This window comes from Bacillus sp. SRB3LM (genome assembly GCF_015712745.1).
GTDB lineage: Bacteria > Bacillota > Bacilli > Bacillales > Bacillaceae_G > Bacillus_A > Bacillus_A thuringiensis_K.
Genome location: NZ_VWVQ01000114.1, coordinates 136,360 through 162,590, shown reverse-complemented (window position 1 = coordinate 162,590; position 26,231 = coordinate 136,360). Strand labels below are relative to the sequence as shown.

Sequence of the window (26,231 nt, the reverse complement as noted above, 5' to 3'; positions counted from 1 at the left end):
TTTTTTTTTAGGAAGTTGTGCTAAATATAAAATGTTACTTTGTAATGACAAACAATAAACAAAATGGGATAATAGCAATATGTCCAAGTGGTAAGACCAATATTACAAAAGGGGCGATTGTTACATGCTAAATATAGAACAAATTAAAGAAATCATTCCTCACCGCTATCCATTTTTACTTGTTGATAAAATATTAGAAGTAGATGAAGGGAAAAGAGCGGTTGGGATTAAAAATGTATCCGCAAATGAAGAATTCTTTAACGGACACTTCCCTGACTATGCAGTTATGCCTGGTGTACTTATTGTAGAAGCATTAGCACAAGTCGGAGCAGTTGCAGTATTAAAGAAAGAAGAAAACCGCGGAAGACTTGCTTTCTTTGCAGGTATCGACAATTGCCGTTTCAAAAAACAAGTACGCCCAGGTGATCAGCTTCGTCTAGAAGTAGAAATGACACGCGTACGCGGCCCAATTGGAAAAGGAAAAGCAATCGCAACAGTAGATGGTGAAGTTGCATGTGAGGCAGAAATTACATTTGCGATTGGTGATAAAAAAGAATAGATAGTACTGAAAAATCTCCTTGTGAAAAGACAAGGGGATTTTTTAATTTCTGCTATATAACGATGAAACGATAATATACAAACTAATCAGAAAATATCTTGTAAATAGATGGTAATTACCATATACTTACTTTATTATTTATCTAGAAAATAGGATAAGTGATAAAGGTAATAAAGAAATAAGGGCATTGTCATATTGTTAAGGTACTTAAATAAGACAAAGTAGAAGGTTATTGATTATGATGAAATGTGGGGAACTCAGCAAGAATATTAATTAGACGTATGAAATCGAGCATAAGAGAGAGAAAAGGGAAATGTCGCATTTCACAAAAGGAGATTATGAATATGTTCGGGAGAAAGAAAAGAAAACCAATACGACAATTAATTACACATAAAGAGCCTAAATCGCGTATTACAGAACAATACCGCAACATTCGTACAAACATTGAGTTTACATCTGTAGATAATCATGTTCGTTCTATTATTGTTACTTCAGCAGATCCAGGTGATGGGAAAACAACAACAATCGCAAATTTAGCAGTTGTTTTCGGACAACAAGGAAAGAAAGTTTTATTAATTGGAGCTGATTTGCGTAAGCCGACGATACAAAACTTATTTGCTATTCATAGTTCAAATGGGTTAACGAACCTATTATCAGGACAAGCAAAACTTATGCAATGCATTCAAAAAACAGATATAGAGAACGTATACTTAATGGCAGCGGGTCCAATCCCGCCAAACCCAGCAGAACTATTAGGGAGCCGGGCAATGGACGAGGCGTTGCTAGAAGCATATAACATGTTTGATATTATATTAATTGACACACCACCTGTCCTTGCGGTTACGGATGCACAAATACTTGCGAATAAATGTGATGGAATCGTACTCGTTGTACGAAGTGAAAAGACGGAAAAAGATAAAATCGTAAAAGCGAAACAAATATTAGATAAAGCATCAGGAAAACTACTAGGTGTTGTTTTGAATGATAAAAGAGAAGAAAAAGAGCAGTATGGTTATTACTAAAATATGAAAAAGCCAACAAAATTTTTGTTGGCTTTTTTGTTTTCTGAAAATTATTTATCAAGTTATACAGTGTAAAAAGCATGATATGATAAAATTTTTGGGAAATCATTGGAATGTGTTGTCATATTTAAGATTATTTTGTAAGATTAAACTTGTTTCTTGTGAACAAATATAGAACTGAATTATTAAAAATAAAAAATGTAAGATTTATATGTTATAATTTTTCCTATGTGTAAATTTTAGAAAGTTGGAGGAACCTATGGAAGAAACAATTAGTTTAAAAGAGTTATTTCATATCTTAAAAAAACGTTTAGCAATGATCCTCGTAATCGCCTTTGGTGCAGCTATTGTAAGTGCTATCATTAGCTTTTTCTTCATGACACCAATCTATCAATCTTCGACGCAAATTCTTGTTAACCAGAAGAAGCAAGAAGGGGCAATGATTCAAGCCGGTGAAATTCAAACGAATATTCAATTAACGAATACATATAAGGTTATTATTAAAAGTCCAGTAATCTTAGAACAAGTGAATGAAAAATTAAATTTAAATATGACATCTCAAGCGCTAACAGGAAAGATTAATGTTGCAAATGAAAAGGATTCACAAGTAATCTCTGTAACAGCTGAGGATAAAGATCCAAAACTAGCTCGCGATATTGCGAATGCAACTGCAGATGTATTTAAAGGTGAAGTTGCAAAAATTATGAACGTCGATAACGTAACAGTATTATCTAAAGCAGAAGTCGCAGAAAATCAATCTCCAATTAAACCACGTCCAATGTTAAATGTGGCAATTGCTTTCGTTGTTGGTTTAATGGCTTCAGTTGGTCTTGCATTCTTACTAGAGTACTTAGATAACACAGTGAAAAAAGAAGAAGATGTGGAAAACTTACTTGGCTTACCAGTATTAGGAATTGTAGCTCGTATGGATGAAGAAACAATGAACGTGAAATCACACGCTCCATCATCAAGAAAAGTGAGGGGACAAACAATTGGCTCTTAATTTATTTAAAAAGAAAAAAAATCATCGTCAACGCCGTCAATTAATTGCTCATCAACAACCGAAATCACCAATTTCAGAACAATATCGTAATATTCGAACGAATATTGAATTTGCAGCTATTGATACGAATTTACATTCGTTAATGGTCACGTCTGCAAACCCAAGTGAAGGGAAAACGACAACGACAGCGAATATGGCAGTTGTGTTTGCTCAACAAGGAAAAAAGGTGTTATTAATTGATGCAGATATGCGTAAACCAGCAATGCATCAAATGTTCCAAGTAGATAATATTTTTGGACTTACGAACGTACTAACACATAGTGAACGTTTAGAGAATTGTGTGCAAACAACATTAGTTGATAATCTACATTTTTTAGCTTGTGGTCCAATTCCACCAAACCCGGCCGAATTGTTAGGTTCAAAGTCAATGAAAGAACTTCTTGGACAAGCATACAGTATATATGATCTAGTTATTTTTGATATGCCGCCAATTTTAGCTGTAACCGATGCGCAAATTATGGCAAATGTATGTGATGCTTCTATTCTTGTTGTTCGTAGTGAATCAACAGAGAAAGAAACAGCAGTAAAAGCAAAAGGATTATTGGATTCTGCAAAAGGTAAATTGTTAGGTGTCGTTCTAAACGACCGTGAACGTGAAAACGGCTTATATTATTATTACGGTGCAAACTAGTTTTAAAGTGAGATATGGTAAAAACATATCTCCTTTTTTCCCTTGAATATGAGCGATATCTCATATTCAAGGGAAAAAAGATGTTTATAGGAGAGAGGGAGGATGAAACAAATGATAGATTTACATTGTCACATTTTACCTGGTATCGATGACGGTGCACAGACAGTAACAGATAGTTTAGCGATGGCACAACAAGCCGTGTCAGAAGGAATACATACCATTGTCGCAACGCCGCACCATCAAAATGGAAAATATGTAAATGAACGTACCCCAATTATTCATCACGTAAAACAACTAAATGATGAACTACAACAACATAATATTCCACTTACTATTTTACCTGGGCAAGAAGTCCGGTTATATGGTGATTTATTAGAAGACTATGAAGCTGGTAAAATTGTTACTTTAAATGAAACAAATAAATATATATTCATTGAATTTCCATCGAATCACGTACCTCGTTATGCCGAACAATTATTATATGAATTACGTGTAAAGGGAATGATTCCAATTATTGTTCACCCAGAGCGTAATGCCGAGTTAATCGAGCGACCAGATAAGTTATATAACCTTGTAAATAAAGGTGCATTAACACAAGTGACAGCAGGTAGTTTACTTGGGAAATTTGGTAAAAAGATTAAAAAATTCTCACTACAGCTTGTGGAACATAATTTAACACATATGGTCGCTTCAGATGCACATAACACAACGTCAAGAGGATTTCATTTAGCAGAAAGCTATGAACTAATTGTGAAAGAATTTGGAACGAGTGTTATGAGTGATTTGAAAGAAAATCCGTACTTATTAATTAGCGGGAAGGCAATTTACAAAGAAGATCCAGAACAAATTCGTCGTAAAAAATTGTTCGGTATTTTTTAAATAAGGAACTGGTGATGTCTCCTAACCGTTATCAATGGGGGCACTCGGTCGTGCTGTGGGTAGAAATTTTTATTTCGAACCTACCTTAGACGCTTGTCGTCGGGAGTATGACGTGAGGATGGGTTAGATGCCCATAATTTATTTATATTAGAAACTCTACTTATGGAGTTGTAAAGACGACCCTATAAGTAGGGTTTTTGTTATTGTTACATATGGATATAACAATGTGTTTGGGGGGGGTACTAGATTTGAAAAAAGTAAGAAAAGCGATTATTCCAGCTGCGGGACTGGGGACAAGGTTTTTACCGATAACAAAGGCGATGCCGAAAGAAATGTTACCAATTGTTGATAAACCAACAATTCAATACATAGTAGAAGAAGCGATAGAATCAGGAATTGAAGATATTATTATTGTTACTGGAAAAGGAAAGCGTGCTATTGAAGATCATTTTGATCACTCTTTCCAATTAGAAAAAAGCCTTTTAGAAAAAGGGAAGTATGAGATGCTTGAAAAAGTACAAGCTTCTTCAAAAATTAATATTCATTACATAAGACAAAAAGAACCAAGAGGGCTAGGACATGCAGTATGGTGTGCACGTAAATTTATTGGAAATGAACCATTTGCGGTATTACTTGGTGATGATATTGTGCAAGCAGAAACACCATGTTTGCGTCAATTAATGGATCAATATGAAGGTACACAGTCGTCAGTTATTGGTGTACAAACAGTGCCTGAAAACGAAACACATCGTTACGGTATTATCGATCCGATTGAACAAAGCGATCGCCGTTATCAAGTGCGTCAATTTGTTGAAAAACCAGCAGAAGGTACAGCACCATCTAATTTAGCAATTATGGGGCGTTACGTATTAACACCAGAAATTTTTATGTTTCTTGAGAATCAACAAACAGGTGCGGGTGGGGAAATTCAATTGACAGATGCAATTCAACGATTAAATGAAGTTCAACGTGTATTTGCGTATGACTTCGAAGGTACACGTTACGATGTTGGGGAGAAGTTTGGATTTATTAAGACGACGATTGAAATGGCACTTCAAAATGAAGAATTAAAAGTTGAGTTAATGGAATATATGAAAGAACTTGTAAAAAAGGAAGAGGTACATTCATAATAGAATGTCCTTTTTTATTATGAGTAAGATAAGAATTATATAAAGAAGGGAACAGGTATATTGAGTTATCGAAAACGGCTCTCATTATTAATTTTATTAGATTCATTTATCGTATTAACTGCCGTGTATTTAAGTTATTGGTTTATACATCCCAATGTATTAAACAAAATTCCTATGACAGTAGTTATTAGTTCTATTACATTATTGTGTAGTCATCATGTTTTTGCAGCTATTTACAAGTTGTACAACAAGGCGTGGGAATATGCAAGTATTGGAGAATTAAAACAAATATTTAAAGCAATTACGTTATCAATTTTAGTAACAGCAATTGTTCAACAAATTATAAATCATGATATTTATGTTCGAATTTTAGCTATTGCATGGATGTTACATTTATTATTAATTGGTGGTTCTCGCTTCGTATGGCGTATGTTCCGTGATACATATATTGCGAAAGCAACTGATAAAAAACGAACATTAATTATTGGTGCAGGTTCAGCAGGAACAATGGTAGTGCGTCAATTGCAACATAATAAAGAAGCAGATTTATATCCAATTGCGTTTGTTGATGATGATAGAAATAAGCAGAAATTGGAGATTTATAATGTGCCGGTTGTTGGTACAACAAATCACATTCAAGAAATTGTAGAAGATAATGACATAGAACATATTATTATCGCAATTCCTTCATTAAATAGAGGTCAAATAAACGAGATTTTTGAGAAGTGTAGAAAAACGAAGGCGAAAACACAAATTGTGCCGATGCTTGAAGATTTATTAGATGGGAAACTCTCTGTTAATGAATTCCGTGATGTACAAGTGGAAGATTTATTAGGAAGAGAGCCAATCCAATTAGATGATGCAGGAATTGGAGAGAAAATTAGTGGTAAGACAATTTTAGTAACAGGTGCTGGTGGATCAATTGGATCAGAAATTTGTCGTCAAGTGATGAAATATAAACCAGCTAAAATTGTTCTTTTAGGACATGGTGAAAACAGCATTTATAATATCGAAATGGAAATGAGAGTTACATATAAAGATACAGTTGAAATTACAACAGAAATCGCTGATATTCAAGATCGTCATAAAATCTTTGAAATAATGAAAAAGCATGAACCGTATATTGTGTATCATGCAGCTGCACATAAGCATGTTCCTTTAATGGAGCGTAATCCAGAAGAAGCTGTGAAAAACAATATTTTTGGTACGAAAAATGTAGCTGAAGCGGCAGATACGTTTAAAGTGAATACATTTGTTATGGTTTCTACAGATAAAGCTGTAAATCCAACAAATGTAATGGGAGCTACAAAACGATTTGCAGAAATGATTGTGCAACATATGGCATCGGTTAGTACTGGTACACGTTTTGTTGCGGTTAGATTTGGTAATGTTCTTGGAAGTAGGGGAAGTGTAATTCCTCTATTTAAGAAACAAATTCAAAAAGGTGGACCTGTAACTGTTACTCACCCTGATATGATTCGTTACTTTATGACAATACCAGAAGCTTCAAGATTAGTTATTCAGGCAGGCACACTGGCTAGGGGCGGAGAATTGTTCGTGCTAGATATGGGAGCTCCAGTAAAGATTGTAGATTTAGCTAAAAATTTAATTACCCTTTCAGGATTTTCTATTGAAGAAATCGGAATTGAATTTACGGGATTAAGACCAGGTGAAAAAATGTATGAAGAGTTATTAAATGAAGGTGAAATTCATCCAGAACAAATTTTCCCTAAAATTCATATAGGAAAGGCTGTTTTAATTGATCAAGGGATTTTAAGGCAGTTTATGAATGACTTTGAAGGAATTAGTAAAGAAGAAATAAGAGAACGACTATTAGATATTGCAAATAATAAAGTAAATCTTAAAAATTAATTCAAGGGAAGGAAGTTTTAAAAATGGGAGACAGAATATTTCTTTCATCACCACATATGAGTGATGAAGGTTATGAAATGCATTATGTGAAGGAAGCTTTCGATACAAATTGGATTGCACCACTTGGGGAAAATGTAAATGGGTTTGAAAGAGAATTAGCTATGAAAGTAGGATCTAATGCAGCGGCGGCACTATCTTCTGGAACAGCTGCAATTCATATGGCATTAAAAGCGGCTGGAGTAGGAGAAGGTGATGTTGTTTTTTGTCAAACACTTACATTCTCAGCTACAGCAAATCCAATCATTTATCAAAATGCTATTCCTGTTTTCATAGATAGCGATTATGAAACTTGGAATATGTGTCCTAAAGCATTAGAAGAGGCTTTTAAAAAGTATCCAAATGTAAAGGCGGTTATCGTAGTTCACCTTTATGGTCTGTCTGCGGATATGGATAAGATTGTTGAACTTTGTAAAAAATACGATGTTACTTTAATTGAAGATGCTGCTGAATCTTTGGGAACTTATTATAAAGGTAAACATACAGGTAGTTTTGGAGAGTATGGTATTTTTTCTTTTAATGGTAATAAAATCATTACTACTTCTGGTGGCGGTATGCTTGTTTCTAATGATGAAGAAAGAGTTTCAAAGGTAAGGTTTTGGGCTACTCAAAGTAGAGACCAGGCAAGACATTATCAACACAGTGAATTAGGATTTAACTATCGTATGAGTAATGTAGTTGCTGGAATTGGTAGAGGGCAACTTAAAGTATTAGATCAAAGGGTTCAAAAGAAAAGATACATATTTGATTTTTATAAGAGAGAACTAGGAAATCTTGAAGGAATTGAATTTATGCCTAGTAATGAGTGGAATGAACCAAACTATTGGCTAAGTTCTATGACACTAAACGGTAAGATCCGTCCAATAGATGTGATGGAAGCCCTTGAAAAAGAAAATATTGAATCTAGACCGGTTTGGAAGCCAATGCATATGCAACCGTTCTTTGAGAAATATGATTTTGTTGGTACAGATGTATCAGAAAAACTTTTTGAGAATGGTATATGTTTACCAAGCGATACGAAGATGACAGAAGCAGATCTAGAAAAAGTTGTGAAAATTATTAAAGGGTTGTGGATAGCATAATGAGGAGTTCTAAAGTTGGCATCTATGGTAGGTTTATAAAAAGGCCGATGGATTTTATACTGTCTTTAATTGCTATTATAATGCTTAGTCCAGTATTCCTTATAGTGGCCTTTCTTGTAAAAACAAGATTGGGTAGTCCGGTATTATTTAAACAAGAGAGACCAGGATTAAATGGAACTATTTTTAAAATGTATAAATTTAGAACAATGACAGATGAAAAAAATGAAAATGGTGAGTTACTACCTGATAGCATAAGGCTCACTAAGTTCGGTAAATTTTTACGCTCGACATCACTAGATGAATTACCGGGGCTTTTTAACATTTTTAAAGGTGATATGTCAATTATAGGGCCAAGGCCCTTATTAGTTCAGTACTTACCACTATATAATGAACATCAAAAGCGTCGCCATGAAGTTAGGCCTGGTTTGTCAGGATTAGCACAAGTTAATGGCCGTAATGCTATTAGTTGGGAAGAAAAGTTTAATTACGATGTTGAGTATGTGGAAAATATGAATTTTATTATGGATTGGAAAATTATTCTTTTAACTATTAAGAAGGTCTTCATTAGAGAAGGGATTAATTCTCAAACGGCAGCTACTATGGAACCATTTAAAGGGAATAGTAAAGGAAGCATAGAGTTATGAACACAAAACTTCTTATAATAGGTGCTGGTGGTCATGGAAGGGTTATAGCTGACATTGCATTAAAGATGAAAAAGTGGGAATATATAGCCTTTCTTGATGATAGTGAAAATATAAAAACTTCAATGGGGATAGAAATAATTGATAAATCCACAAGTGTTTCGAAATACATAGAGGATTATGACATTTTTGTTGGCATTGGGAATAATGTTGTACGCAAAAAGGTCCAGGAAGAACTTGAGGATTTAGGAGCAATTATACCAGTCTTAATTCATCCAAGTGCAATTATTGGAGAACAAGTTTACTTAGGAGCAGGAACTGTAGTTATGGCAGGTGCTGTTATTAACTGTTGTACCAAAATTGGAAAAGGATGCATTATTAATACTGCTTCTACAATAGATCATGACAATAAAATTGATGACTATGTTCATATATCACCAGGTGCGCATTTAGCTGGTACAGTAAGGGTTGGATCGGGTACTTGGTTAGGTATTGGGAGTGTAGTAATCAATAATATTAATATTATTAACGAATGTAAGATTGGTGCAGGTGCTGTAGTAATCAAAGATATAACTGAAACTGGAACTTACATAGGAATTCCAGCTAGGAGAGTAACTGATGGAAAAAATCTTAATATTAGCGAATAACGATGTTGGTTTATACAAATTTAGAAAAGAGTTAATTCAAGAATTAATTCATCGAGGAAATGAGATATATATTTCACTACCTAAGGGAGATTTAGTACAACCTTTAATTGATATGGGGTGTACATTCGTTGAAACTAGAGTAGATAGAAGAGGAATAAATCCATTTACGGATTTTAAGCTTTTAGTCCAGTATATAAAGATATTAATGAAGATTAAGCCGGATATGGTTATGACATATACAATTAAACCAAATATTTATGGTGGTATAGTGTCTAGGCTTATGAAGATTCCACACGCTATAAATATTACGGGTCTAGGAACGGCATTTCAAAATGAAGGTCTATTAAAAAAACTTATAGTAATTTTATATAAAATTTCTTGTAAACAAGCTAAAGTAGTTTTTTTTGAGAATGAAGAGAATAAGAGGGTTTTCATAAAAAATAATATCACGGAAATTGGTAATTCATTTAAGTTAAATGGGGCAGGAGTTAATTTAAATGAGTATCAATTTAGTGAGTATCCGAATGACAATGAAATTCGCTTTTTATTTATTGGAAGAGTTATGAAAGAAAAAGGCATAGATGAATTGTTTGAAGTCGTAAAACGTATAAAAGATGAATATGATAATGTAATTTTTGACGTTATTGGTCCATTTGAAGATGACTATAAAGATTTAATAACAGAATTGCAACAACAAGGGTTTATTGAGTATCACGGGTTTCAGAGGGATGTAAAACCATTTATTAAACAATCTCATTGTTTTGTACTTCCATCGTATCATGAAGGTATGGCAAATACTTTGCTTGAATGTGGAGCGATGGGCAGACCTTTAATTACTAGCGATATTGCTGGTTGCAAAGAAGCTGTAATAGATAATAAAAGTGGTTTTTTAGTATCAGCTAAAAGTAGTGAGGATTTATATAAAAAAATTAAAAAGTTTATTGAATTGCCTTATAAAGACAAAGTAACCATGGGACAAGCTTCACAAAAATATATTGAGAAAGCTTTTGATAAGGAAAAAGTGGTTAACATGACAATTAGGGAGTTAATTAAATGAATATACCAGAGATTAGCATAATTGTTCCAGTTTATAATGTGGAAAAATTCTTAAGTCAATGTATAGATAGTATTTTAGGGCAATCATTCCATAATTACGAGATAATTCTTGTAAATGACGGTTCGCAAGATGGATCTAAGACCATTTGCGAAAGATATGCTTCAAATTATGAATTTATTCAGGTTATAAATAAAGAAAATGGTGGATTATCAGATGCTAGAAATACGGGATTGAAAATTGCAAGGGGGAATTATATTCTTTTTGTTGACTCTGATGATTATATTGCTCAAAATTCTCTTACCGAAATTAATAAAGTTTTAGAAATAAATCCTGATATTGATGTTGTATTTTTAGAGGCTGCAAAGGTATTTGAAGACGGTTCAATAGTGCCTATGAATGATGGATATGAGAAAGAAAGTATACACAAAAAGACTTATGAAGAGGTTATGAGACACATTTGTGAATTAGCAAAGTTCCCTGGTAGTGCCTGTACAAAGCTAATCAAGAGAAAGCTTATAATAGAGAATGATCTTTATTTTGAGAAAGGATTGCTATCAGAAGATATAGATTGGGTTGTGCAGCTATTATGCGTTGCAGAAAAGTACGATTACTGTGAAGCAATGTACTATTTTTATCGCCAGAATCGAAAAGGTTCTATTACCAATACAGTCAATATTAATAATGTACAGTCTCTGTTATATATTATAAATAAATGGAGTAAGGATATTGAAGGAGACCAGTTGGATAATAATAAAAATCAGAGGTATTTAAACGCTTTTATGGCTTATGAATACACAATAGCATTAGCTAATTATGGTGATTTAGAGAAAGATGATAAGAAAGTATTGAAAAAGGATTTAAATGCTCATTCATGGTTGCTATCTTGGAGTAATAATCCAAAAGTAAGAATCGTTAAGGTGTTAGTCCAGCTTTTTGGAGTAATGTTTACGGCTAAGTTATTAAAAATTTATTTGAAATATAGATAAATATTATTTTGCTTTTATCAATTTTAAAATATATTTTGATTGGTATTATACGAAAGATAATAAAAAAATTGGTCAAATAATCATTGTAATGTTTTATAAAGGAGGTATAGAAATGAAAAAAATAAATATTTTGCATTTGGTCCCTGGCTTAGATGCTGGTGGAATCGAGATGATGTTACTAAATTATTATAAATATATGGATAGAGACAAGGTCCAATTTGATTTTGCGATGTTCTTTGATAGTGTAGGTTTAACAGGTCGAGAATTCGAAAAAATGGGATCGACAATCTATCATTTAACACCAAAATCTCAAGGGTTCAAGAAATATAGAGATGAATTATTAGAGATATTAAAAAGGAATAAGTATGACATAATACATGCCCATCAAAATTATATGTCATTTATTCCATTGTATTATGCAAAAAGGCATGGAATTGAAGTTAGAATAGCACATTCTCATTCTACTTCGGTCGATAATTCAAATTTAATGAATCCATTTTTAAGGATGGCAGGTATATATTTAAATAATTTCACTTCTACGTATAATATGAGTTGTGGAATTGAGGCGGGTAAATATATATTTGGGAAAACTGCTTTTAAAAAAGGTAATGTAAAGGTACTCCCAAATGCAATTGAAACTAACAAATTTTCATTTTCGCAAATTAATAGGGACAAAATACGTAAAGAGCTTAATATTGAAGGGGAATTTGTAATAGGAAATGTGGGACGATTATCTGAAGAAAAAAACCATGTTTTTTTATTGGAAATGTTTAAAGAAATATATGCAAGAGAAAATAATTCTTGTCTGGTTATTGTGGGTGAAGGAGATTTGGATGAGAATTTAAAAGAATTGGCAAGAGGTTTAGGAATCGAAAACCATGTTTACTTTTTAGGTAGAAGAAATGATGTGAATGTAATATTAAGTGCGTTTGATGCTTTTATCTTACCATCTTTTCATGAAGGTTTTCCTGTAGTATGTATTGAGGCTCAAACTTCTGGAATAAAATGCTTCTTTTCTGATAAAATTCCTCGAGAAGTATCCGTTACAGATCGAACAGAATTTATTTCGCTCAACAAATCAGCACAGTATTGGGCAGATTGTATAATAAAAACTGCACTTAACTACAATAGAATAGATAAACAAAAAGACATAAAGGATTCAGGATATGATATAAAAGAAAATGCCAAATGGCTTGAAAATTTTTATATTGAGTGCCTTAAAAAAGAAATGGAGAACTAGTATCTTGCAAACTTTTAAATACTCAAATAGAAACTTAGAATTTATTTTGGTTATATTGCTAATAGGATATATATCTATTAGTAATATGAGAGCTGTTTATTTGAACGAACTACCATTTAAGGATCAGTTAATGATAGGATTAACCTTCATAGGTATACTATCTTTATGTATCTTTTTATTAACACGGATGAATAAAGTCAATAGAATGTTGGCATTAATGCTTTTGTTTGTAGTATTTAGCTTTATACCAACAATAAATTTATATATGGAATATTCATTTTCTTATATAGTCAATATATTGGGGCAGACATATTTTTGGATTGCTTCTTTTTCTCTTGCATACATTTGTAATTATTATTCACACAAAGGTAATATGCTAGTCAAAGCCACGATAATATTATTACCAATATTTTGTTTTATGTTCTTTAATATTAAAGAATTTAGTCAAATACAGGATACAGCTTTAATCAGTATGGTTTATTATTGTGTATTCCTCATGCCTTTTGTTTTCATGATGGAAAAGAAACTTTTAAAATTCACTGCAATTTTATTGATTCTTGTTTGTGTACTTTTATCAGTTAAACGGACTGCATTTTTAGCTTTTTCAGGGACAATTTTAGTATATTATTTTGTTAATTATAAAATCCATGCGAAAAATAGTAGACTAGTAATTACTTCAATTCTATCAGGAGCTATTGGTACGATATTCATTTATGCTTTTTCTAATTATATTGTTGAGTTTTTTGATGTGAATATTATTTATAGGATTCAAACTATGCTTGATGATCAAGGGTCTGGAAGAATAGAGATATGGAATCGCACTTGGGAGATGATAAAACAATCAAGTGTTCCTGGCTTAATTTTCGGACATGGTTTTAATGCTGTTTATATAGATTCATTCCCTCAATATAGTGCACACAATGATTTCTTAGAGATTTTATATGATTATGGATTAATTGGTATATATATTTACTTAAGAATATATTATAACTTAATTAAATATGCAATAAAGCTATATAATGCGAAATCAAAATATGCGGCACCTTTTATATCTTCTATTACATTAGCGTTAATAATGTCACTCACAAGCCATTTAATTATTTATCCAACATATTTTATTTTCTTATGTATATTTTGGGGAACAATAATATCATATTGTGATAAATATCTTTTAACAGGGTCTGGGGGGACTAGAATTTGAATTTAATAAGCGTGATTGTTCCTGTATATAATATTGAAAAATATTTGCCAAAATGTCTTAATTCATTGTTGCAACAAAGTTATAACAATCTTGAAATAATATTAGTTGATGATGGTTCAAGTGATAATAGTGCAAATATCTGTGAAGAATATGCTGGGAAAGATAATCGAATTTATGTAATACATAAGAAGAATGGAGGGGTTTCTTCTGCAAGAAATGAAGGTCTGAAGAGAGCGACAGGAGATTTTATTGTATTTATTGATGGAGACGATATTATAGAAGCAAATGCATTCGATATGATGTTACAAAATATAATAGAATATCAATCTGATATATGTGTATGTGATTCATACTTTAGTGATGGAATTGTATATTCTAATGGTACTATCTTACAAGAGAATAATGTGTTAACGAAAGAAGAAGCCTTAGAAATGCATTTGAAGTTTTCATTTATTGCTTCACTTTGCTTTTGCATGTTTAAGAAAGAAGTATTAACGGATTTATATTTGAATACTCATATTCATGCAATGGAAGATTGGGAATATTTGTTTAGAATAATTGATAAATCCAATACTATTTCTATATGTCATAAGACTTTGTATCATTATATGTTACACGAGGGAAGTGCTAGTAAATCTCGTATAAATGATAGAAAATTAACGGCTCTTAAAATTGCACCAATTACTGAAAAATATGTAAGTGAAAAAATACCAGGGTTAACCGATTATGTTTCAGATATAGAAACTAGATTAGTTTTACATTTACTAGTAGTTGCTGCTAATGCTGATACAACAGAAGAAAAATATAATAAATTATTTACAGAGATAATTAGAAGGAACTTCAAGAAGTCTTTAAAATCAAAACATCTTTTAAAAAGACAAAAGATGTATATAATTATGACAGCATTCTCAGCGAGAGTGTACTATTTCTTTTATTATCTAAAATACTGGAGGAAAAAATGAAAAAGGCAGAAATAATAACATATCATTTTGTACCAAACTATGGAGCAGTTTTACAAGTATATGCGTTACAGAAAATATTACGTCAGTATGTTGATAATGTGGAAATTTTAGATTACAGACCAAAGGCAATTAATTCAACTTATGCTCCTATTAATACTAACACTATTAAATCGCTGATAAGTACAATACTTTCCTTACCAAGCTATTTAAACAAAAGAAGTAAGTTTCGTTTATTTGAAAAAGAATATTTAAATCTATCTAAAAATCGATATGAAGTTAGTAAAGATATTGTTGGATTAGATGCTGATTATGTATTTTTAGGCAGTGATCAAGTCTGGAATTTTGAAATAACAGATGGGTTTGATCCAGTATATTTTGGAAGAATTAAAGAAAGTAAAGCTAGTAAAGTGATATCTTATGCGGCTAGTTTAGGTAAAGGTACTCTGTCCCAAGGGGAAATTACTATTTTTGAAGAGGCCTTAAGGAATGTCGATTCAATATCAGTTAGAGAGAGAGAGGCTGCAAATCTTTTGACTCAGTGCACTGACAAAAATATTGAGGTCGTTTTAGACCCAACGTTATTGCTAAGTAAGGAAGAGTGGAATGTAATTCCAAGTAATGCGAATTACGGGGAATATGTGCTGTTATACACTTTAGCTGATTATAAAGAAACTAGAGAAATGGCTAAGAAAATAGCTGAGTACAAGGGGATAAAAGTAATTGAAATCTCAGGAAAAAGAAAGAATATAAAGCATAAATATAGTCATACTGTATTGTATAATGCTGGGCCAATTGAATTTTTATCTCTTATAAAAAATGCAGAGTTTGTGGTTACAGATTCCTTCCATGGTACAGCCTTTTCAGTTAATTTTAATAAACAGTTTGTTACAATACCGCATAAAACTCGAGGAGGAAGAATGTTAGGTTTATTACAAAAACTAAATTTGGAGCATAGATTAACTGAGGTGTTTCAAGAAACTTTATGCAGTGAAAAGATTGAATTTGATCAAGCTAATGCATTATTAGAATCTGAAAGAAATATATCTATAAAATTTATTGAGAGATCTCTTCGTGGAGATAACTAATGAATAGAACAAGGAAATTTTTTGCGAATTCTGTTTCAATGGCATTATGTCAGCTAATCGTTATGTTAGCGGGTTTTATTACACCAAAAGTTATGTTGCATTATTATGGATCGGAAGTTAATGGATTAGTGTCTTCAATTAATCAATTTGTGTCTTATTTTTATTTGGTAGAGATGGGATTATCTGCTGCTACTGTATATGCGTTGTATAAACCATTAGCCGAAAATAATCATAATGCAATTAATGCCGTAGTTTCTGCAGCGAATAAGTTTTATACGCAAGCTGGATATATATTTGTTTCCTTAACATTGGGGTTAGCAATAATTTATCCAATGTTGGTAAAGACGGAGGCTTTAACCCCTATTAATATTGGAATTCTTGTTTTAGTTTTAGGTGTAAATGGGGCATTGGAGTTTTTTACTCTATCAAAATACAGAGCAATTATTTCAGCTGATCAGAGGGCATATGTGATTTCTTATGCAACAATTGCCTATATAATTATAAATACAAGCATCATTGTTATTCTAGCCCGTTTAGGTGTTGGCATAGTGCTACTTCAAACAATAGCATTATTATCAATATTCTTGCGGTCAATTATACTTATGGTTTATGTCAAAATAAAATATAAGTATATAGATTATAAAGTGGAACCAAATACTGCTGTTTTAGATAAAAGATGGGATGCCTTATATCAACAGATACTAGGCATTATATACAAAAGTAGCCCGGTAATAATTCTTACACTTTTTGTTAAAGATTTGACATTAGTAAGTATCTATACCATTTTTAATATAATAATGTTAGGAATCGGCGGGATACTTGAGATATTTATGAGTGGATTATCCGCTTCTTTTGGAGATGTAATTGCAAGAAAAGAAAAAGGTACATTGCAACGTGCTTTTAGAGAGTTTGAATTTGTATATTATGGGTTGATAACTATAGTATATGGAGTCGCTTTTGTAACTATTATGCCTTTTATCCGGATATATACAGAAGGGATTACAGATGCAGTATACGATAACACTATTATAGGTTTTTTGATGGTATTAAATGGTTTGTTTTATAATCTTAAGGTTCCACAAGGTATGCTTGTTATATCTGCTGGAATGTATAAGGAAACAAGGGTACAGGTGACAATACAAGCGTGTCTTATTTTAATTGGTGGTATTATTTTATCTTTTTACTGGGGAATTATTGGGGTATTAGTGGCGGCGATACTTTCCAATGTGTATAGAGATATTGATTTGCTATTTTTTGTGCCAAAAAAAATAACAAGTTTGCCTGTAAAATCTACAATTTTTAGATGGATCAATATAATGTGTTCATTAATAATTATTTGTGTACCGTTTTATTTTATTGAGATGGAACCTAGCGGGTATATAACTTGGTTTTTATATGCAATGATGGTAGCTATTTACGGTGTTCTTGTAATATTGTGTAGTGGCTATATCTTTGAAAAATCTGAAATGAAAAATATAACTAGAAGAATAACTTCAATAGTTAGAACTAGATAAATTTTGTGATATGTAATAGATATTCTAATGAACATTAAGGTTTTTGAGAGCAAATGATTAAGGAATTCATAAAAGAGTAAGGAAATAGGCTCTGAGAGAGGGGGCTTCATGATGTCTATACTTGTAACAGGTGGAGCAGGATATATTGGTAGTCATACATGTGTAGAATTACTAAATAGTGGTTACGAAATTATAGTAGTGGATAACCTTTCGAATAGCTCGGTAGAATCTATAAATCGAGTGAAAGAAATAACAGGAAAACAATTTAAGTTTTATAAAGAAGATGTTTTAAATCGCGAAGCGCTTGACGCAATTTTTGAAGAAAATGCAATTGAAGCAGTTATTCACTTTGCAGGATTTAAAGCTGTAGGGGAGTCAGTAGCGATTCCATTAACATATTATCATAACAATATTACAAGCACGTTAGTGCTATGTGAAGTAATGCAGAAACATAATGTAAAGAAGATAATCTTTAGTTCATCTGCAACTGTATATGGTATCCCGGAAACGTCACCGATTACGGAGGAGTTTCCATTAAGTGCAACAAATCCGTATGGTCAAACGAAATTAATGATTGAGCAAATTATGCGTGATGTAGCATTTGCAGATGCAGAATGGAGTATCGCACTACTTCGTTATTTCAATCCATTTGGTGCACACGAGAGTGGGCGTATCGGAGAAGATCCAAATGGAATCCCAAATAACTTAATGCCATATGTAACGCAAGTAGCAATAGGTAAGTTAAAAGAATTAAGTGTATTCGGAAATGACTATCCAACGAAAGATGGAACGGGAGTCCGTGATTACATCCATGTTGTGGACTTAGCAAATGGTCACGTAAAGGCGCTTGAGAAAGTACTGAGTACAACAGGAGTAGATGCTTATAACCTGGGCACAGGCATGGGCTATAGTGTACTAGAGATGGTTGAAGCGTTTGAAAAAGTTTCGGGCAAGAAAGTTCCTTATAAAATCACAGAGCGTCGCTCAGGTGATGTAGCAGTATGTTTTGCTGATGCGTCGAAAGCAAAGCGTGAATTAGGCTGGGAATCAACACGCGGATTAGAAGAAATGTGTGCAGATTCTTGGAGATGGCAATCTGAGAATAAGAGTGGATATTAAAAGGTTATTAGCAAGAAGGTTTGTTAAAGGGTGTTAAAAATTTCATCCAGCTATCAATATAGCTTGGATTCAAAATTCAATTACATGTATAATGTATTTTGACATCATAATAATTTGATAGTAGTGCCTGAAGAAAGAAGGTTAAAACTATGAAAAAGAAAATCCTATTATGGATACTAGGGATTATAGTAGTAATGATTATAGGTGGTGGAGTATATGCCTATAATGTATATTCAAAAGTCTCAAAAACATTAGATGAAGTTCATAAGCCATTAAAACGTGATCAAGTTAATAAACAAGAAGAAAAAATTAACAAATCTGAGCCTGTATCTATCTTATTATTGGGAGCCGATGAGCGTGGTGAAGACAAAGGGCGTTCAGATTCTTTAATGGTTATTACATTAAATCCTAAAAACAATTCAATGAAAACAGTAAGTATCCCTCGAGATACATATACAGAGATTGTCGGAAAAGGCAAAAGTGATAAAATTAATCATGCTTATGCATTTGGTGGCGTAGACATGTCTGTAGCAACCGTAGAAAAGTTCTTAAATGTTCCTATTAACTATTATATTGAAGTGAATATGGAAGGGTTTAAAGATATTGTTGATGCAGTCGGTGGCGTAGATGTAAATAATGATTTGGAATTTACACAGGGTAAGCATCATTTTGTAAAGGGAAATATTCATTTAAATGGTGACGAAGCTTTGGATTTTACTCGTATGCGTAAAGAAGACCCACGAGGCGATTTTGGTCGTCAAATGCGCCAACGCCAAGTAATGCAAGCTGTTATTAAGAAAGGCGCAAGCTTCTCTTCGCTAGCAAGTTATGGTGATGTGTTAACAGCAATCCAAAAGAACGTGAAAACAAATTTAACGCAAGATCAAATGTTTGATATGCAAAAGAATTATAAAGATTGTCTGCAGAATAGTGAAGATATCCAAATCCCAGGTGACGGCCACATAGCGGCTGATGGTATTTGGTACTACTATGTTCCAGATGCTGCAAAACAAGATTTAACGAATAAATTAAGAGCGCATCTTGAAGTGACTAAGTAGTATGTAATAACCCAACTCCTTTGGAAGGAGTTGGGTTTATTTTTGCGTGGATTTATATTAGTATTATATATTGTGAGATTAATAGATGAGGTGAATCGATGAATAAGAAAGCAGTACTTGTCCTTGTTGTTTTTGTATTGTTTGTTGCTTCGATTGTGAGCGGTAAATTGTACTGGAATAAGAAAGTTGCAAATGCAACGGGACAAACGAGTGAAGTAACGAAAACAAAAGCTGAAGTGAAAGATAGCGGAGCGAAAAAAGAAGAGAAAAAGGAAGAGAAGAAACAAGATAAGAAGTTATCTTTTAATGAAGCATATGCGAAGAACTTGCCAGATGCAGTGAAAGAGAAGTTAAAGAAAGCTACTGAGGATAAAAAGGCAGTAAACCTTATTATTGTTGGTGATGAAGCTTCTTCATCTGAAAAAGGTGCTTGGGCAGCTAAGTTAACGTCTAATTTAGAAACTGCTTACGGTAAAGGTTTATGGAATGTGACTGTAAAGGAATATAAGGGTGAAAGCACAGAAGAGTTAATCGCGAATAAGCGTGATAAAGAGATTGCGAAAGAGAATCCAGATGTGATTTTATTTGAGCCACCATTTATTACTGATAACGGTAAAACTGGTAATGGGAACTCTGTCGCAAATACACAGAAGTTCGTTCAAGCACTTTCTACTAGTGCAAAGGGTGCTACGATTATGATTCAACCATCAAATCCAGTGTATGGTGCGAAGAATTATCCGAAAGCAATTGAAGCATTAAAACAATTTGCAACGCAAAATAATTATACATACATTGATCATTGGGGAGCATGGCCGGATGCATCGACAAAGGCTATCTTACCATATTTAAAAGAAGAATTCGGTTTCCCAACTGCTAAAGGTCATGAAGTTTGGGCACAATATGTAACGGATTATTTTGTAGCTAAATAATAAAAGGGGAGAGGGTATCGTCGACAAAATATGTTCGACAATACCCTCTCTTTTTTTATAAGATTTTTGCTATACTAAACTGTACTATAATACATGATGGAAGGAGGAGAATGATGAAAATACTTGTGGTTGATGATGAATCGAGTATTCGTAATTTGATTCGGATGCAGTTGGAGATGGAAGGTTATGAAGTATTGGCAGCGGCTGATGGGAGAGAAGCTTTAGAGCGATGGAATGAAGGGCCGGATGTATTGATTTTGGATGTTATGCTTCCGGATACGGATGGGTATGAGTTGCTTCGTTTGTTCCGTGAGAGGGATAGGGATATTCCGGTGCTTATGTTAACAGCAAAGAGTCAGATGAATGATAAGTTGCTTGGATTGCAGCTTGGTGCTGATGATTATGTGACGAAGCCGTTTAATTATGCGGAGCTTATTCTTCGGGTTAAGAATATGGCGCGGCGTGTAAAGAAGACGGAGACCGCTGTAAGCCATGAAGTAATTGAGGCTGGAGAGATAGTGATTTGTCCTAAGGAAAGAAAGGTACATGTGAGTGGACAAGAGATTCAGTTAACGTACCGAGAGTTTAATTTATGTCAGTTATTTGTTTCAAATCCGCAGCGTGTGTTTATGAGGGATGAGTTGCTTGAGAAAGTATGGGGGTTTGAGTATATCGGAAATACGAGAGCAGTTGATATTATGGTGCAGAGACTTCGAAAGAAGCTTGGGACGAGCGGGGAATATATTAAGACAATTTATGGCGTTGGCTATAAACTGGATTGTTAAGTGGTGATGGTATGTCTTTAAAGCGAAATATGGTGTTCGGAATAGTTGGGCTGTTAATTCCGATTTTTGTTCTTTTATATGCAGTTGTTTATATTACGTTAGAAAAGAATATGTATCATAACGCAGCAGATTCTTTAGAAAAGTTAAGTGTAGAAGCACAAATTTATACGATGAATTATTTAGAGAAGGAAGCAGAAGTGGATACGCTTGGTCCTAATTCACTTTTAATTGCGTCGTATTTAGCGAAGCGTATGGATGTCCGTGTGCAGATGATCGGGAAGAATGGCGATGTTGTTGCAGATACACAAAAAGGAGCATTGCTTCACCGTAACATCGATATTGAGAGTTCCTTGAAGGGAAAGAAGTCTTATGTTTTTGAGGAGGCGGATCCAGCTCCTATTCTTTTGTTTTCAAGCCCGGTTTATTATGGAAACGATGTCATTGGAAGTATTCGTTTTATAAATGAGTTAACGGGTGAGAAGGAAGTTTTAACAAATGTGAGCTGGACTTTCTTAATGACGTCTCTTTGTTTAGTAGCTACCGGTATTTTCTTTGCGATTCGTTTGGCGAAGTCTCTTCATAAACCAATTGATCAGTTGAGACAAATGGCACAGCGGCTCGCGAATGGTGATTATAAGAGTAAGATTGAGTTAAATGAGTACGTGGAAATCGCTCAGCTTTCAGCATCTTTTAACGCGATGGCTGATGGAATTGAGCTGCATATTAAGCAATTGCAGGAGGAGAAAGAGAAGCAGAAAGATTTCCTAGACCGCATTACACATGAGCTAAAAACACCGCTAACGGCAATTATCGGTTATGTTGATTTAATTCCGAAGTTACAATCGAAAGAAGATGTACAGGAAAGTCTTCGTTATGTGGCTGTGGAAAGTGAGCGTTTATTATCACTTGTAGAGGAATTGCTTAAGTCCTCGAAATATGGAACGAGTACGTTTGAAGTATCACCTACAGTTGTGAACATAAAGGAATTGGCAGAAGAAGCAGTTTCAATTGTGAAGCCTCGTCTAAATCAGTTTGAAATTGCAGTGATAAATGAGTTAACGGATGTACATGTTGTTGCGGATTTTGATAAGACGAAGCAAATTTTCTTAAATGTGCTTGATAATGCAATTAAGTATAGTGATGCTTCGCACATTCGTATGAATGTAATTATAAATGAGCATGAGGCGAAGGTCTTTGTTCATGATGATGGCATCGGTATAGATGAAGTGGTGCTTGCAGAGTGGAATGAGTCTCCGAAAGGAAAGGCACTTCCTTCTAGTTACGGGAATGGTTATGGTTTGTATATTTGTCAGGAGATTATGAGTAAGCAGGGCGGAAGCATGCGGATTGAGAGTAGTGAAGAAATAGGTACTACAATATTCATTACATTTTTGCTTCCGAGAAGGATGGAAGACATAAAAAACTTGAAAGCGGTTAAATGATACATTTATGAAACAATTATGCGGTATTTTCGAAACAACGTTTTTTTATCTTGGAGGTAGGCAGAAATGAAAAGGCTATCATTTCAAATTCTTATGTTTGTCATTTGTATGATTGTTTCTCTTGTTTTGTTTTATGTTATGGAGAAGCAAATATATAATCGAATCAACATTGTAAATGATAAACAAGCCGTTTTACAAAGGGTGAATGAATCTCTTCCAATTGAAGTGAAAGTAAGACATGAAAAGTGGGGAGAAATCGTTGTAACGGATGAAGTTCGTTTGCATACGATTATTTCATTCTTTGACCGAATTCGAATAGAGCCTGGGGACGTTAAGAGCCAAGAACAAGTATTTACTGGAGAAGTAACGTACTTGAATGGACATAAGCGTACTTTTGCAGTAGGTGACTTGTTCCAGTATGGGGAAAATGTATATGGAAAGAATGGCATGGATCCGATGATTTCAGCACTTCAAACGTATTTATTAAGCCTGTATTACACGCCAGAGCGTATTAGTGATTTCTTTGCTTCAGCAAAGGATGTCGTAGTACGTCAAGGTGATGTGGTACGTACTATCAATCTTACGCACATACTTGATTCTATTCGATACGCAAAGCAAATTACAGATTACGGAGAAATTCAGAAGTTATTACAATCACAGAATGAACCGATTGCTTATATTACAGCTTATAAAACAGGTAAGCGTGTAAAGAATGATCATGAAGATATTCTTACGATTTCTGTGTATCCATCGTACTTTGTTGTGCAATATCTCGGTGATAATAACGGGAATGTCATGTATATGAAAGGCTCTCTAGCAGAGTTATTCGTAAAGGAGAATGCGTCATGAGAAAGATAGCCTTTTTCTTCTTTTTGCTAGTAATTGGAGGAGCGATGTCTAGTTGCTCTCGAGATACAACCTCTATTAAATATAGTAAAAATGGTCTCCCTATTTTGGATGATCGTCATATTGTTGCGTATGTAGCGGCTCGTGAGGAAGTTGGTGAAGCGTTACTTTCATCATTTTGTAAGCCGCGCGGATGTACGTATGAATTTATTCGTCTTTCAACAGAAGAACTTCTTCGTAGAGTGGAAGAAGAAGCTGGAAATCCGAAGGCGGATATTATTATTGGCGGTACAGTAGATGCGCATCAAATGATGAAGCAAAAAAATCTTTCTATTCCTGTGATAAGCCAACATGCAAATCGTATTTCAAAAACTGTTAAAGATAAAGATGGTTATTGGTACGGTTATGAAGTGGAGAAGCTGGCAATTGCGATTAATAAAGAGCGGTGGAACGAGGAAATAGCGCCGCTCGGTCTCTCGTATCCGTTAAGATGGAAAGATTTATTGAATCCAGTATATAAAGGAAAGATTGTCATGCCCGATCCAAATGTTTCAGGTACAGCATATACGTTTTTTCAATCACTTATTGATACGTTAGGTGAAGAGGAAGCGAAGGAATATGTGAAGAATCTGGCAGAACAAGTTGGAGAAGTAACAGTGAATGGTTACATCCCAGCAGAACTTGTTGCGAGCGGTGAATATATGATAGGCATCAACTTTATGGGAGATCAGAGAATGCTTCAAAAACAAGGCTTTCCTATTTTAAGTAACGAACCTGAACAAACAGGGTTATCCGTTAATGCGATTTCTAAACTAAAACGTGCACCGAGTGGTATTATTGCGGATTTATTTATTGATTATTGTTTATCAGAAGAAGCGGGTCACATTTTAGAAAAAGTGTCGTTTGGCGTACCAACGATGTTTGCGAAGAATGAGAAAGAAATAGAAGGACAGCCGGTTAGAAGGACGAACCAAAATATATCAAATAGCGGAATAATCGAGATATGGAATAGACAGCGTCTCTCTCTGAAGTGAGAAAAGGAGACGAAAATATATGTTTAAATGGCTCAAGCCAGCACCTGCAATTGAAAGATTGCCAGCGGATATGATCGACCGTGTATATCGATTACTACGTATTCGTGTGTTAATCGGGATTTCAGTTGGATATGCTGCTTATTATTTAGTTCGTAGTAACTTTACGTTATCAAGTACGTATTTAGTACAAGAATATGGTTTTAGTACAGCTGAAATTGGTCTACTAGGCTCAGTAATGGCAATTGTTTATGGATTTAGTAAGTTCTTTATGGGTAATTTATCAGATAAAGCTTTCGCCCAGCGCTTTATCGCAGTCGGTTTATTCTTATCAGGGCTTGTAAATATTTGTTTCGGCTTTGCATCATCATTTGGGATGATTGTTACATTACTTGTTGTTAACGGTATTGTACAAGGTATGGGAGCACCACCTTGTAGTATTGTTATGACGAAATGGTTCTCGAAGAAAGAACGCGGTACGAAAACAGGCCTTTGGAATATTTCACATAACGTTGGTGGAATGCTTGTGCCACCACTTGTCGGAATTGGTGTAGGTATTTTCGGTGAAAATCATTGGCAAGGCGGCGTGTTTATTTTCCCTGCGATTATCGCAATGGTAATTGCAGTTCTTGTTTGGATCAATGCGAAGGATACACCAGAATCTGAAGGTCTTCCTCCAATTGATGAGTATCGTAATGACTATGAAAATCTTGAAAAAGCAGATAATGCTAACAAGATGTCACCAAAAGAAATTTTAATGAAGTATGTAGTGAAAAATAAATTTGTATGGTTCTTATGTATTGCGAATGCTTTTGTTTATTTAATTCGTTTCGGTGTTATTAACTGGGTTCCACTTTATTTAACGACAGTTAAAGGATTTTCAAAAGCAGAAGCGCATGCGGCATATGCAATCTTTGAAGGTATGGCAATTCCAAGTTCATTAATCGTTGGTTTTTTAAGTGATAAATTATTTAAAGGAAAACGTATGCCATTATGTATTATTAGTATGGTTGGAGTTGTTATTGGTACGTTTATATATTGGCAAGCAACTAGCGTACTTGTTGTAAGTATTGCAGTTTCTATTATCGGTTGTTTAATTTATGTACCACAGTTCTTAATCGGTTTAAGTGCGATGGAATTAGTACCGAAATTTGCAGTTGGTACGACAGTTGGTATGTGTGGTCTATTCGGTTATGTAGGCGGAAGTCTTGTAGCTAACGCAGCAATTGGTGTTATTGTTGATAGTTCTGGCTGGGATGGTTGTTTCATCTTACTATTAACAGGAGCGGTTTTATCAACAATCTTCTTATTTATTGTTCAACGTGGACATGAGAGAAAAGATCCTAAAGTAGCGTAATATTTTGTTTGAAAAAGCTATCCAATTATTATTTTG

The 26,231-nt window shown here is 33.8% G+C and carries 25 protein-coding genes; all 25 read left to right on the top strand.

The features are described from left to right. The first annotated feature begins 124 nt into the window (after positions 1 to 124). Positions 125 to 559: a 3-hydroxyacyl-ACP dehydratase FabZ gene (fabZ, locus tag F3I02_RS33155; protein ID WP_000931959.1), complete on the top strand. Its 435-nt coding sequence runs from the start codon at positions 125 to 127 to the stop codon at positions 557 to 559. A gap of 344 nt (positions 560 to 903) precedes the next feature. Next, entirely contained in the window at positions 904 to 1,581 is a 678-nt protein-coding gene (locus F3I02_RS33150) for a CpsD/CapB family tyrosine-protein kinase (RefSeq protein WP_196478841.1), read from the top strand. Positions 1,582 to 1,840: 259 nt separating this feature from the next. Then, entirely contained in the window at positions 1,841 to 2,584 is a 744-nt protein-coding gene (locus F3I02_RS33145; RefSeq protein WP_196478840.1) for a YveK family protein, read from the top strand. Next, a complete protein-coding gene (locus F3I02_RS33140) occupies positions 2,574 to 3,275 on the top strand; it encodes a CpsD/CapB family tyrosine-protein kinase (protein WP_196478839.1) in 702 nt (233 codons plus the stop codon). The genes F3I02_RS33145 and F3I02_RS33140 overlap by 11 nt, the downstream gene beginning before the upstream one ends. Before the next feature lie 111 nt (positions 3,276 to 3,386). Beyond that, complete coding sequence (locus F3I02_RS33135; protein ID WP_196478857.1) at positions 3,387 to 4,154, top strand: tyrosine-protein phosphatase; 768 nt, start codon at positions 3,387 to 3,389, stop codon at positions 4,152 to 4,154. Positions 4,155 to 4,402: 248 nt separating this feature from the next. After that, complete coding sequence (bpsC, locus tag F3I02_RS33130) at positions 4,403 to 5,284, top strand: UTP--glucose-1-phosphate uridylyltransferase BpsC (protein WP_196478838.1); 882 nt, start codon at positions 4,403 to 4,405, stop codon at positions 5,282 to 5,284. A gap of 60 nt (positions 5,285 to 5,344) precedes the next feature. Continuing rightward, the gene (locus F3I02_RS33125) at positions 5,345 to 7,156 is read left to right on the top strand and encodes a polysaccharide biosynthesis protein (RefSeq protein ID WP_196478837.1); all 1,812 of its coding nucleotides are present in this window, start codon (positions 5,345 to 5,347) and stop codon (positions 7,154 to 7,156) included. A 23-nt stretch (positions 7,157 to 7,179) separates the two neighbouring features. After that, positions 7,180 to 8,295: a DegT/DnrJ/EryC1/StrS family aminotransferase gene (locus tag F3I02_RS33120; protein WP_000502778.1), complete on the top strand. Its 1,116-nt coding sequence runs from the start codon at positions 7,180 to 7,182 to the stop codon at positions 8,293 to 8,295. After that, a complete protein-coding gene (locus tag F3I02_RS33115; protein WP_061661099.1) occupies positions 8,295 to 8,939 on the top strand; it encodes a sugar transferase in 645 nt (214 codons plus the stop codon). The genes F3I02_RS33120 and F3I02_RS33115 overlap by 1 nt, the downstream gene beginning before the upstream one ends. Next, on the top strand, positions 8,936 to 9,583 hold the full coding sequence (locus F3I02_RS33110) for an acetyltransferase (protein WP_196478836.1): 648 nt from the start codon (positions 8,936 to 8,938) through the stop codon (positions 9,581 to 9,583). Before F3I02_RS33115 ends, F3I02_RS33110 begins: the two co-directional genes overlap by 4 nt. Next, positions 9,555 to 10,640: a glycosyltransferase family 4 protein gene (locus F3I02_RS33105; protein WP_196478835.1), complete on the top strand. Its 1,086-nt coding sequence runs from the start codon at positions 9,555 to 9,557 to the stop codon at positions 10,638 to 10,640. Before F3I02_RS33110 ends, F3I02_RS33105 begins: the two co-directional genes overlap by 29 nt. Beyond that, positions 10,637 to 11,626: a glycosyltransferase gene (locus tag F3I02_RS33100; RefSeq protein WP_196478834.1), complete on the top strand. Its 990-nt coding sequence runs from the start codon at positions 10,637 to 10,639 to the stop codon at positions 11,624 to 11,626. The genes F3I02_RS33105 and F3I02_RS33100 overlap by 4 nt, the downstream gene beginning before the upstream one ends. A 112-nt stretch (positions 11,627 to 11,738) precedes the next feature. Further along, positions 11,739 to 12,866, top strand: a complete 1,128-nt coding sequence (locus tag F3I02_RS33095) for a glycosyltransferase family 1 protein (RefSeq protein WP_196478833.1) — start codon at positions 11,739 to 11,741, stop codon at positions 12,864 to 12,866. Between the two features lie 4 nt (positions 12,867 to 12,870). Further along, entirely contained in the window at positions 12,871 to 14,067 is a 1,197-nt protein-coding gene (locus tag F3I02_RS33090; RefSeq protein WP_196478832.1) for an O-antigen ligase family protein, read from the top strand. Further along, positions 14,064 to 15,029, top strand: a complete 966-nt coding sequence (locus tag F3I02_RS33085) for a glycosyltransferase family 2 protein (protein ID WP_144465609.1) — start codon at positions 14,064 to 14,066, stop codon at positions 15,027 to 15,029. The genes F3I02_RS33090 and F3I02_RS33085 overlap by 4 nt, the downstream gene beginning before the upstream one ends. Then, positions 15,026 to 16,114: a polysaccharide pyruvyl transferase family protein gene (locus F3I02_RS33080; RefSeq protein WP_000708852.1), complete on the top strand. Its 1,089-nt coding sequence runs from the start codon at positions 15,026 to 15,028 to the stop codon at positions 16,112 to 16,114. The genes F3I02_RS33085 and F3I02_RS33080 overlap by 4 nt, the downstream gene beginning before the upstream one ends. Then, positions 16,114 to 17,628 (top strand): lipopolysaccharide biosynthesis protein, encoded by a 1,515-nt coding sequence (locus F3I02_RS33075; protein ID WP_196478831.1) that lies wholly within the window; start codon positions 16,114 to 16,116, stop codon positions 17,626 to 17,628. Before F3I02_RS33080 ends, F3I02_RS33075 begins: the two co-directional genes overlap by 1 nt. A gap of 111 nt (positions 17,629 to 17,739) precedes the next feature. Then, the gene (gene galE / locus F3I02_RS33070; protein WP_196478830.1) at positions 17,740 to 18,747 is read left to right on the top strand and encodes a UDP-glucose 4-epimerase GalE; all 1,008 of its coding nucleotides are present in this window, start codon (positions 17,740 to 17,742) and stop codon (positions 18,745 to 18,747) included. Positions 18,748 to 18,896: 149 nt separating this feature from the next. Continuing rightward, complete coding sequence (tagU, locus tag F3I02_RS33065; RefSeq protein ID WP_196478829.1) at positions 18,897 to 19,805, top strand: polyisoprenyl-teichoic acid--peptidoglycan teichoic acid transferase TagU; 909 nt, start codon at positions 18,897 to 18,899, stop codon at positions 19,803 to 19,805. A 98-nt stretch (positions 19,806 to 19,903) separates the two neighbouring features. Beyond that, the gene (locus tag F3I02_RS33060) at positions 19,904 to 20,734 is read left to right on the top strand and encodes an SGNH/GDSL hydrolase family protein (protein ID WP_196478828.1); all 831 of its coding nucleotides are present in this window, start codon (positions 19,904 to 19,906) and stop codon (positions 20,732 to 20,734) included. 113 nt (positions 20,735 to 20,847) lie between these two features. Further along, on the top strand, positions 20,848 to 21,519 hold the full coding sequence (locus F3I02_RS33055; RefSeq protein WP_000699556.1) for a response regulator transcription factor: 672 nt from the start codon (positions 20,848 to 20,850) through the stop codon (positions 21,517 to 21,519). Between the two features lie 11 nt (positions 21,520 to 21,530). Then, complete coding sequence (locus F3I02_RS33050) at positions 21,531 to 22,961, top strand: HAMP domain-containing sensor histidine kinase (protein ID WP_000054017.1); 1,431 nt, start codon at positions 21,531 to 21,533, stop codon at positions 22,959 to 22,961. A 66-nt stretch (positions 22,962 to 23,027) separates the two neighbouring features. Beyond that, positions 23,028 to 23,810, top strand: coding sequence for a DUF3919 family protein (locus F3I02_RS33045; protein WP_000826612.1), 783 nt, complete (start codon positions 23,028 to 23,030; stop codon positions 23,808 to 23,810). Beyond that, a complete protein-coding gene (locus tag F3I02_RS33040; RefSeq protein WP_001225641.1) occupies positions 23,807 to 24,841 on the top strand; it encodes an ABC transporter substrate-binding protein in 1,035 nt (344 codons plus the stop codon). The genes F3I02_RS33045 and F3I02_RS33040 overlap by 4 nt, the downstream gene beginning before the upstream one ends. A 19-nt stretch (positions 24,842 to 24,860) precedes the next feature. Continuing rightward, positions 24,861 to 26,195: an MFS transporter gene (pgtP, locus tag F3I02_RS33035; RefSeq protein ID WP_000477602.1), complete on the top strand. Its 1,335-nt coding sequence runs from the start codon at positions 24,861 to 24,863 to the stop codon at positions 26,193 to 26,195. The last annotated feature ends 36 nt before the right edge of the window (positions 26,196 to 26,231 follow it).

Coding starts and splice junctions, on each gene's coding strand:
- F3I02_RS33120 (WP_000502778.1), top strand. CDS start 7,180: ATGGGAGACAGAATATTTCTTTCATCACCACATATGAGTGATGAAGGT.
- F3I02_RS33040 (WP_001225641.1), top strand. CDS start 23,807: ATGAGAAAGATAGCCTTTTTCTTCTTTTTGCTAGTAATTGGAGGAGCG.
- F3I02_RS33100 (WP_196478834.1), top strand. CDS start 10,637: ATGAATATACCAGAGATTAGCATAATTGTTCCAGTTTATAATGTGGAA.
- F3I02_RS33060 (WP_196478828.1), top strand. CDS start 19,904: ATGAATAAGAAAGCAGTACTTGTCCTTGTTGTTTTTGTATTGTTTGTT.
- F3I02_RS33045 (WP_000826612.1), top strand. CDS start 23,028: ATGAAAAGGCTATCATTTCAAATTCTTATGTTTGTCATTTGTATGATT.
- tagU (WP_196478829.1), top strand. CDS start 18,897: ATGAAAAAGAAAATCCTATTATGGATACTAGGGATTATAGTAGTAATG.
- F3I02_RS33150 (WP_196478841.1), top strand. CDS start 904: ATGTTCGGGAGAAAGAAAAGAAAACCAATACGACAATTAATTACACAT.
- F3I02_RS33050 (WP_000054017.1), top strand. CDS start 21,531: ATGTCTTTAAAGCGAAATATGGTGTTCGGAATAGTTGGGCTGTTAATT.
- F3I02_RS33095 (WP_196478833.1), top strand. CDS start 11,739: ATGAAAAAAATAAATATTTTGCATTTGGTCCCTGGCTTAGATGCTGGT.
- pgtP (WP_000477602.1), top strand. CDS start 24,861: ATGTTTAAATGGCTCAAGCCAGCACCTGCAATTGAAAGATTGCCAGCG.
- F3I02_RS33115 (WP_061661099.1), top strand. CDS start 8,295: ATGAGGAGTTCTAAAGTTGGCATCTATGGTAGGTTTATAAAAAGGCCG.
- F3I02_RS33110 (WP_196478836.1), top strand. CDS start 8,936: ATGAACACAAAACTTCTTATAATAGGTGCTGGTGGTCATGGAAGGGTT.
- galE (WP_196478830.1), top strand. CDS start 17,740: ATGTCTATACTTGTAACAGGTGGAGCAGGATATATTGGTAGTCATACA.
- F3I02_RS33135 (WP_196478857.1), top strand. CDS start 3,387: ATGATAGATTTACATTGTCACATTTTACCTGGTATCGATGACGGTGCA.
- fabZ (WP_000931959.1), top strand. CDS start 125: ATGCTAAATATAGAACAAATTAAAGAAATCATTCCTCACCGCTATCCA.
- F3I02_RS33055 (WP_000699556.1), top strand. CDS start 20,848: ATGAAAATACTTGTGGTTGATGATGAATCGAGTATTCGTAATTTGATT.
- F3I02_RS33080 (WP_000708852.1), top strand. CDS start 15,026: ATGAAAAAGGCAGAAATAATAACATATCATTTTGTACCAAACTATGGA.
- F3I02_RS33145 (WP_196478840.1), top strand. CDS start 1,841: ATGGAAGAAACAATTAGTTTAAAAGAGTTATTTCATATCTTAAAAAAA.
- F3I02_RS33075 (WP_196478831.1), top strand. CDS start 16,114: ATGAATAGAACAAGGAAATTTTTTGCGAATTCTGTTTCAATGGCATTA.
- F3I02_RS33105 (WP_196478835.1), top strand. CDS start 9,555: ATGGAAAAAATCTTAATATTAGCGAATAACGATGTTGGTTTATACAAA.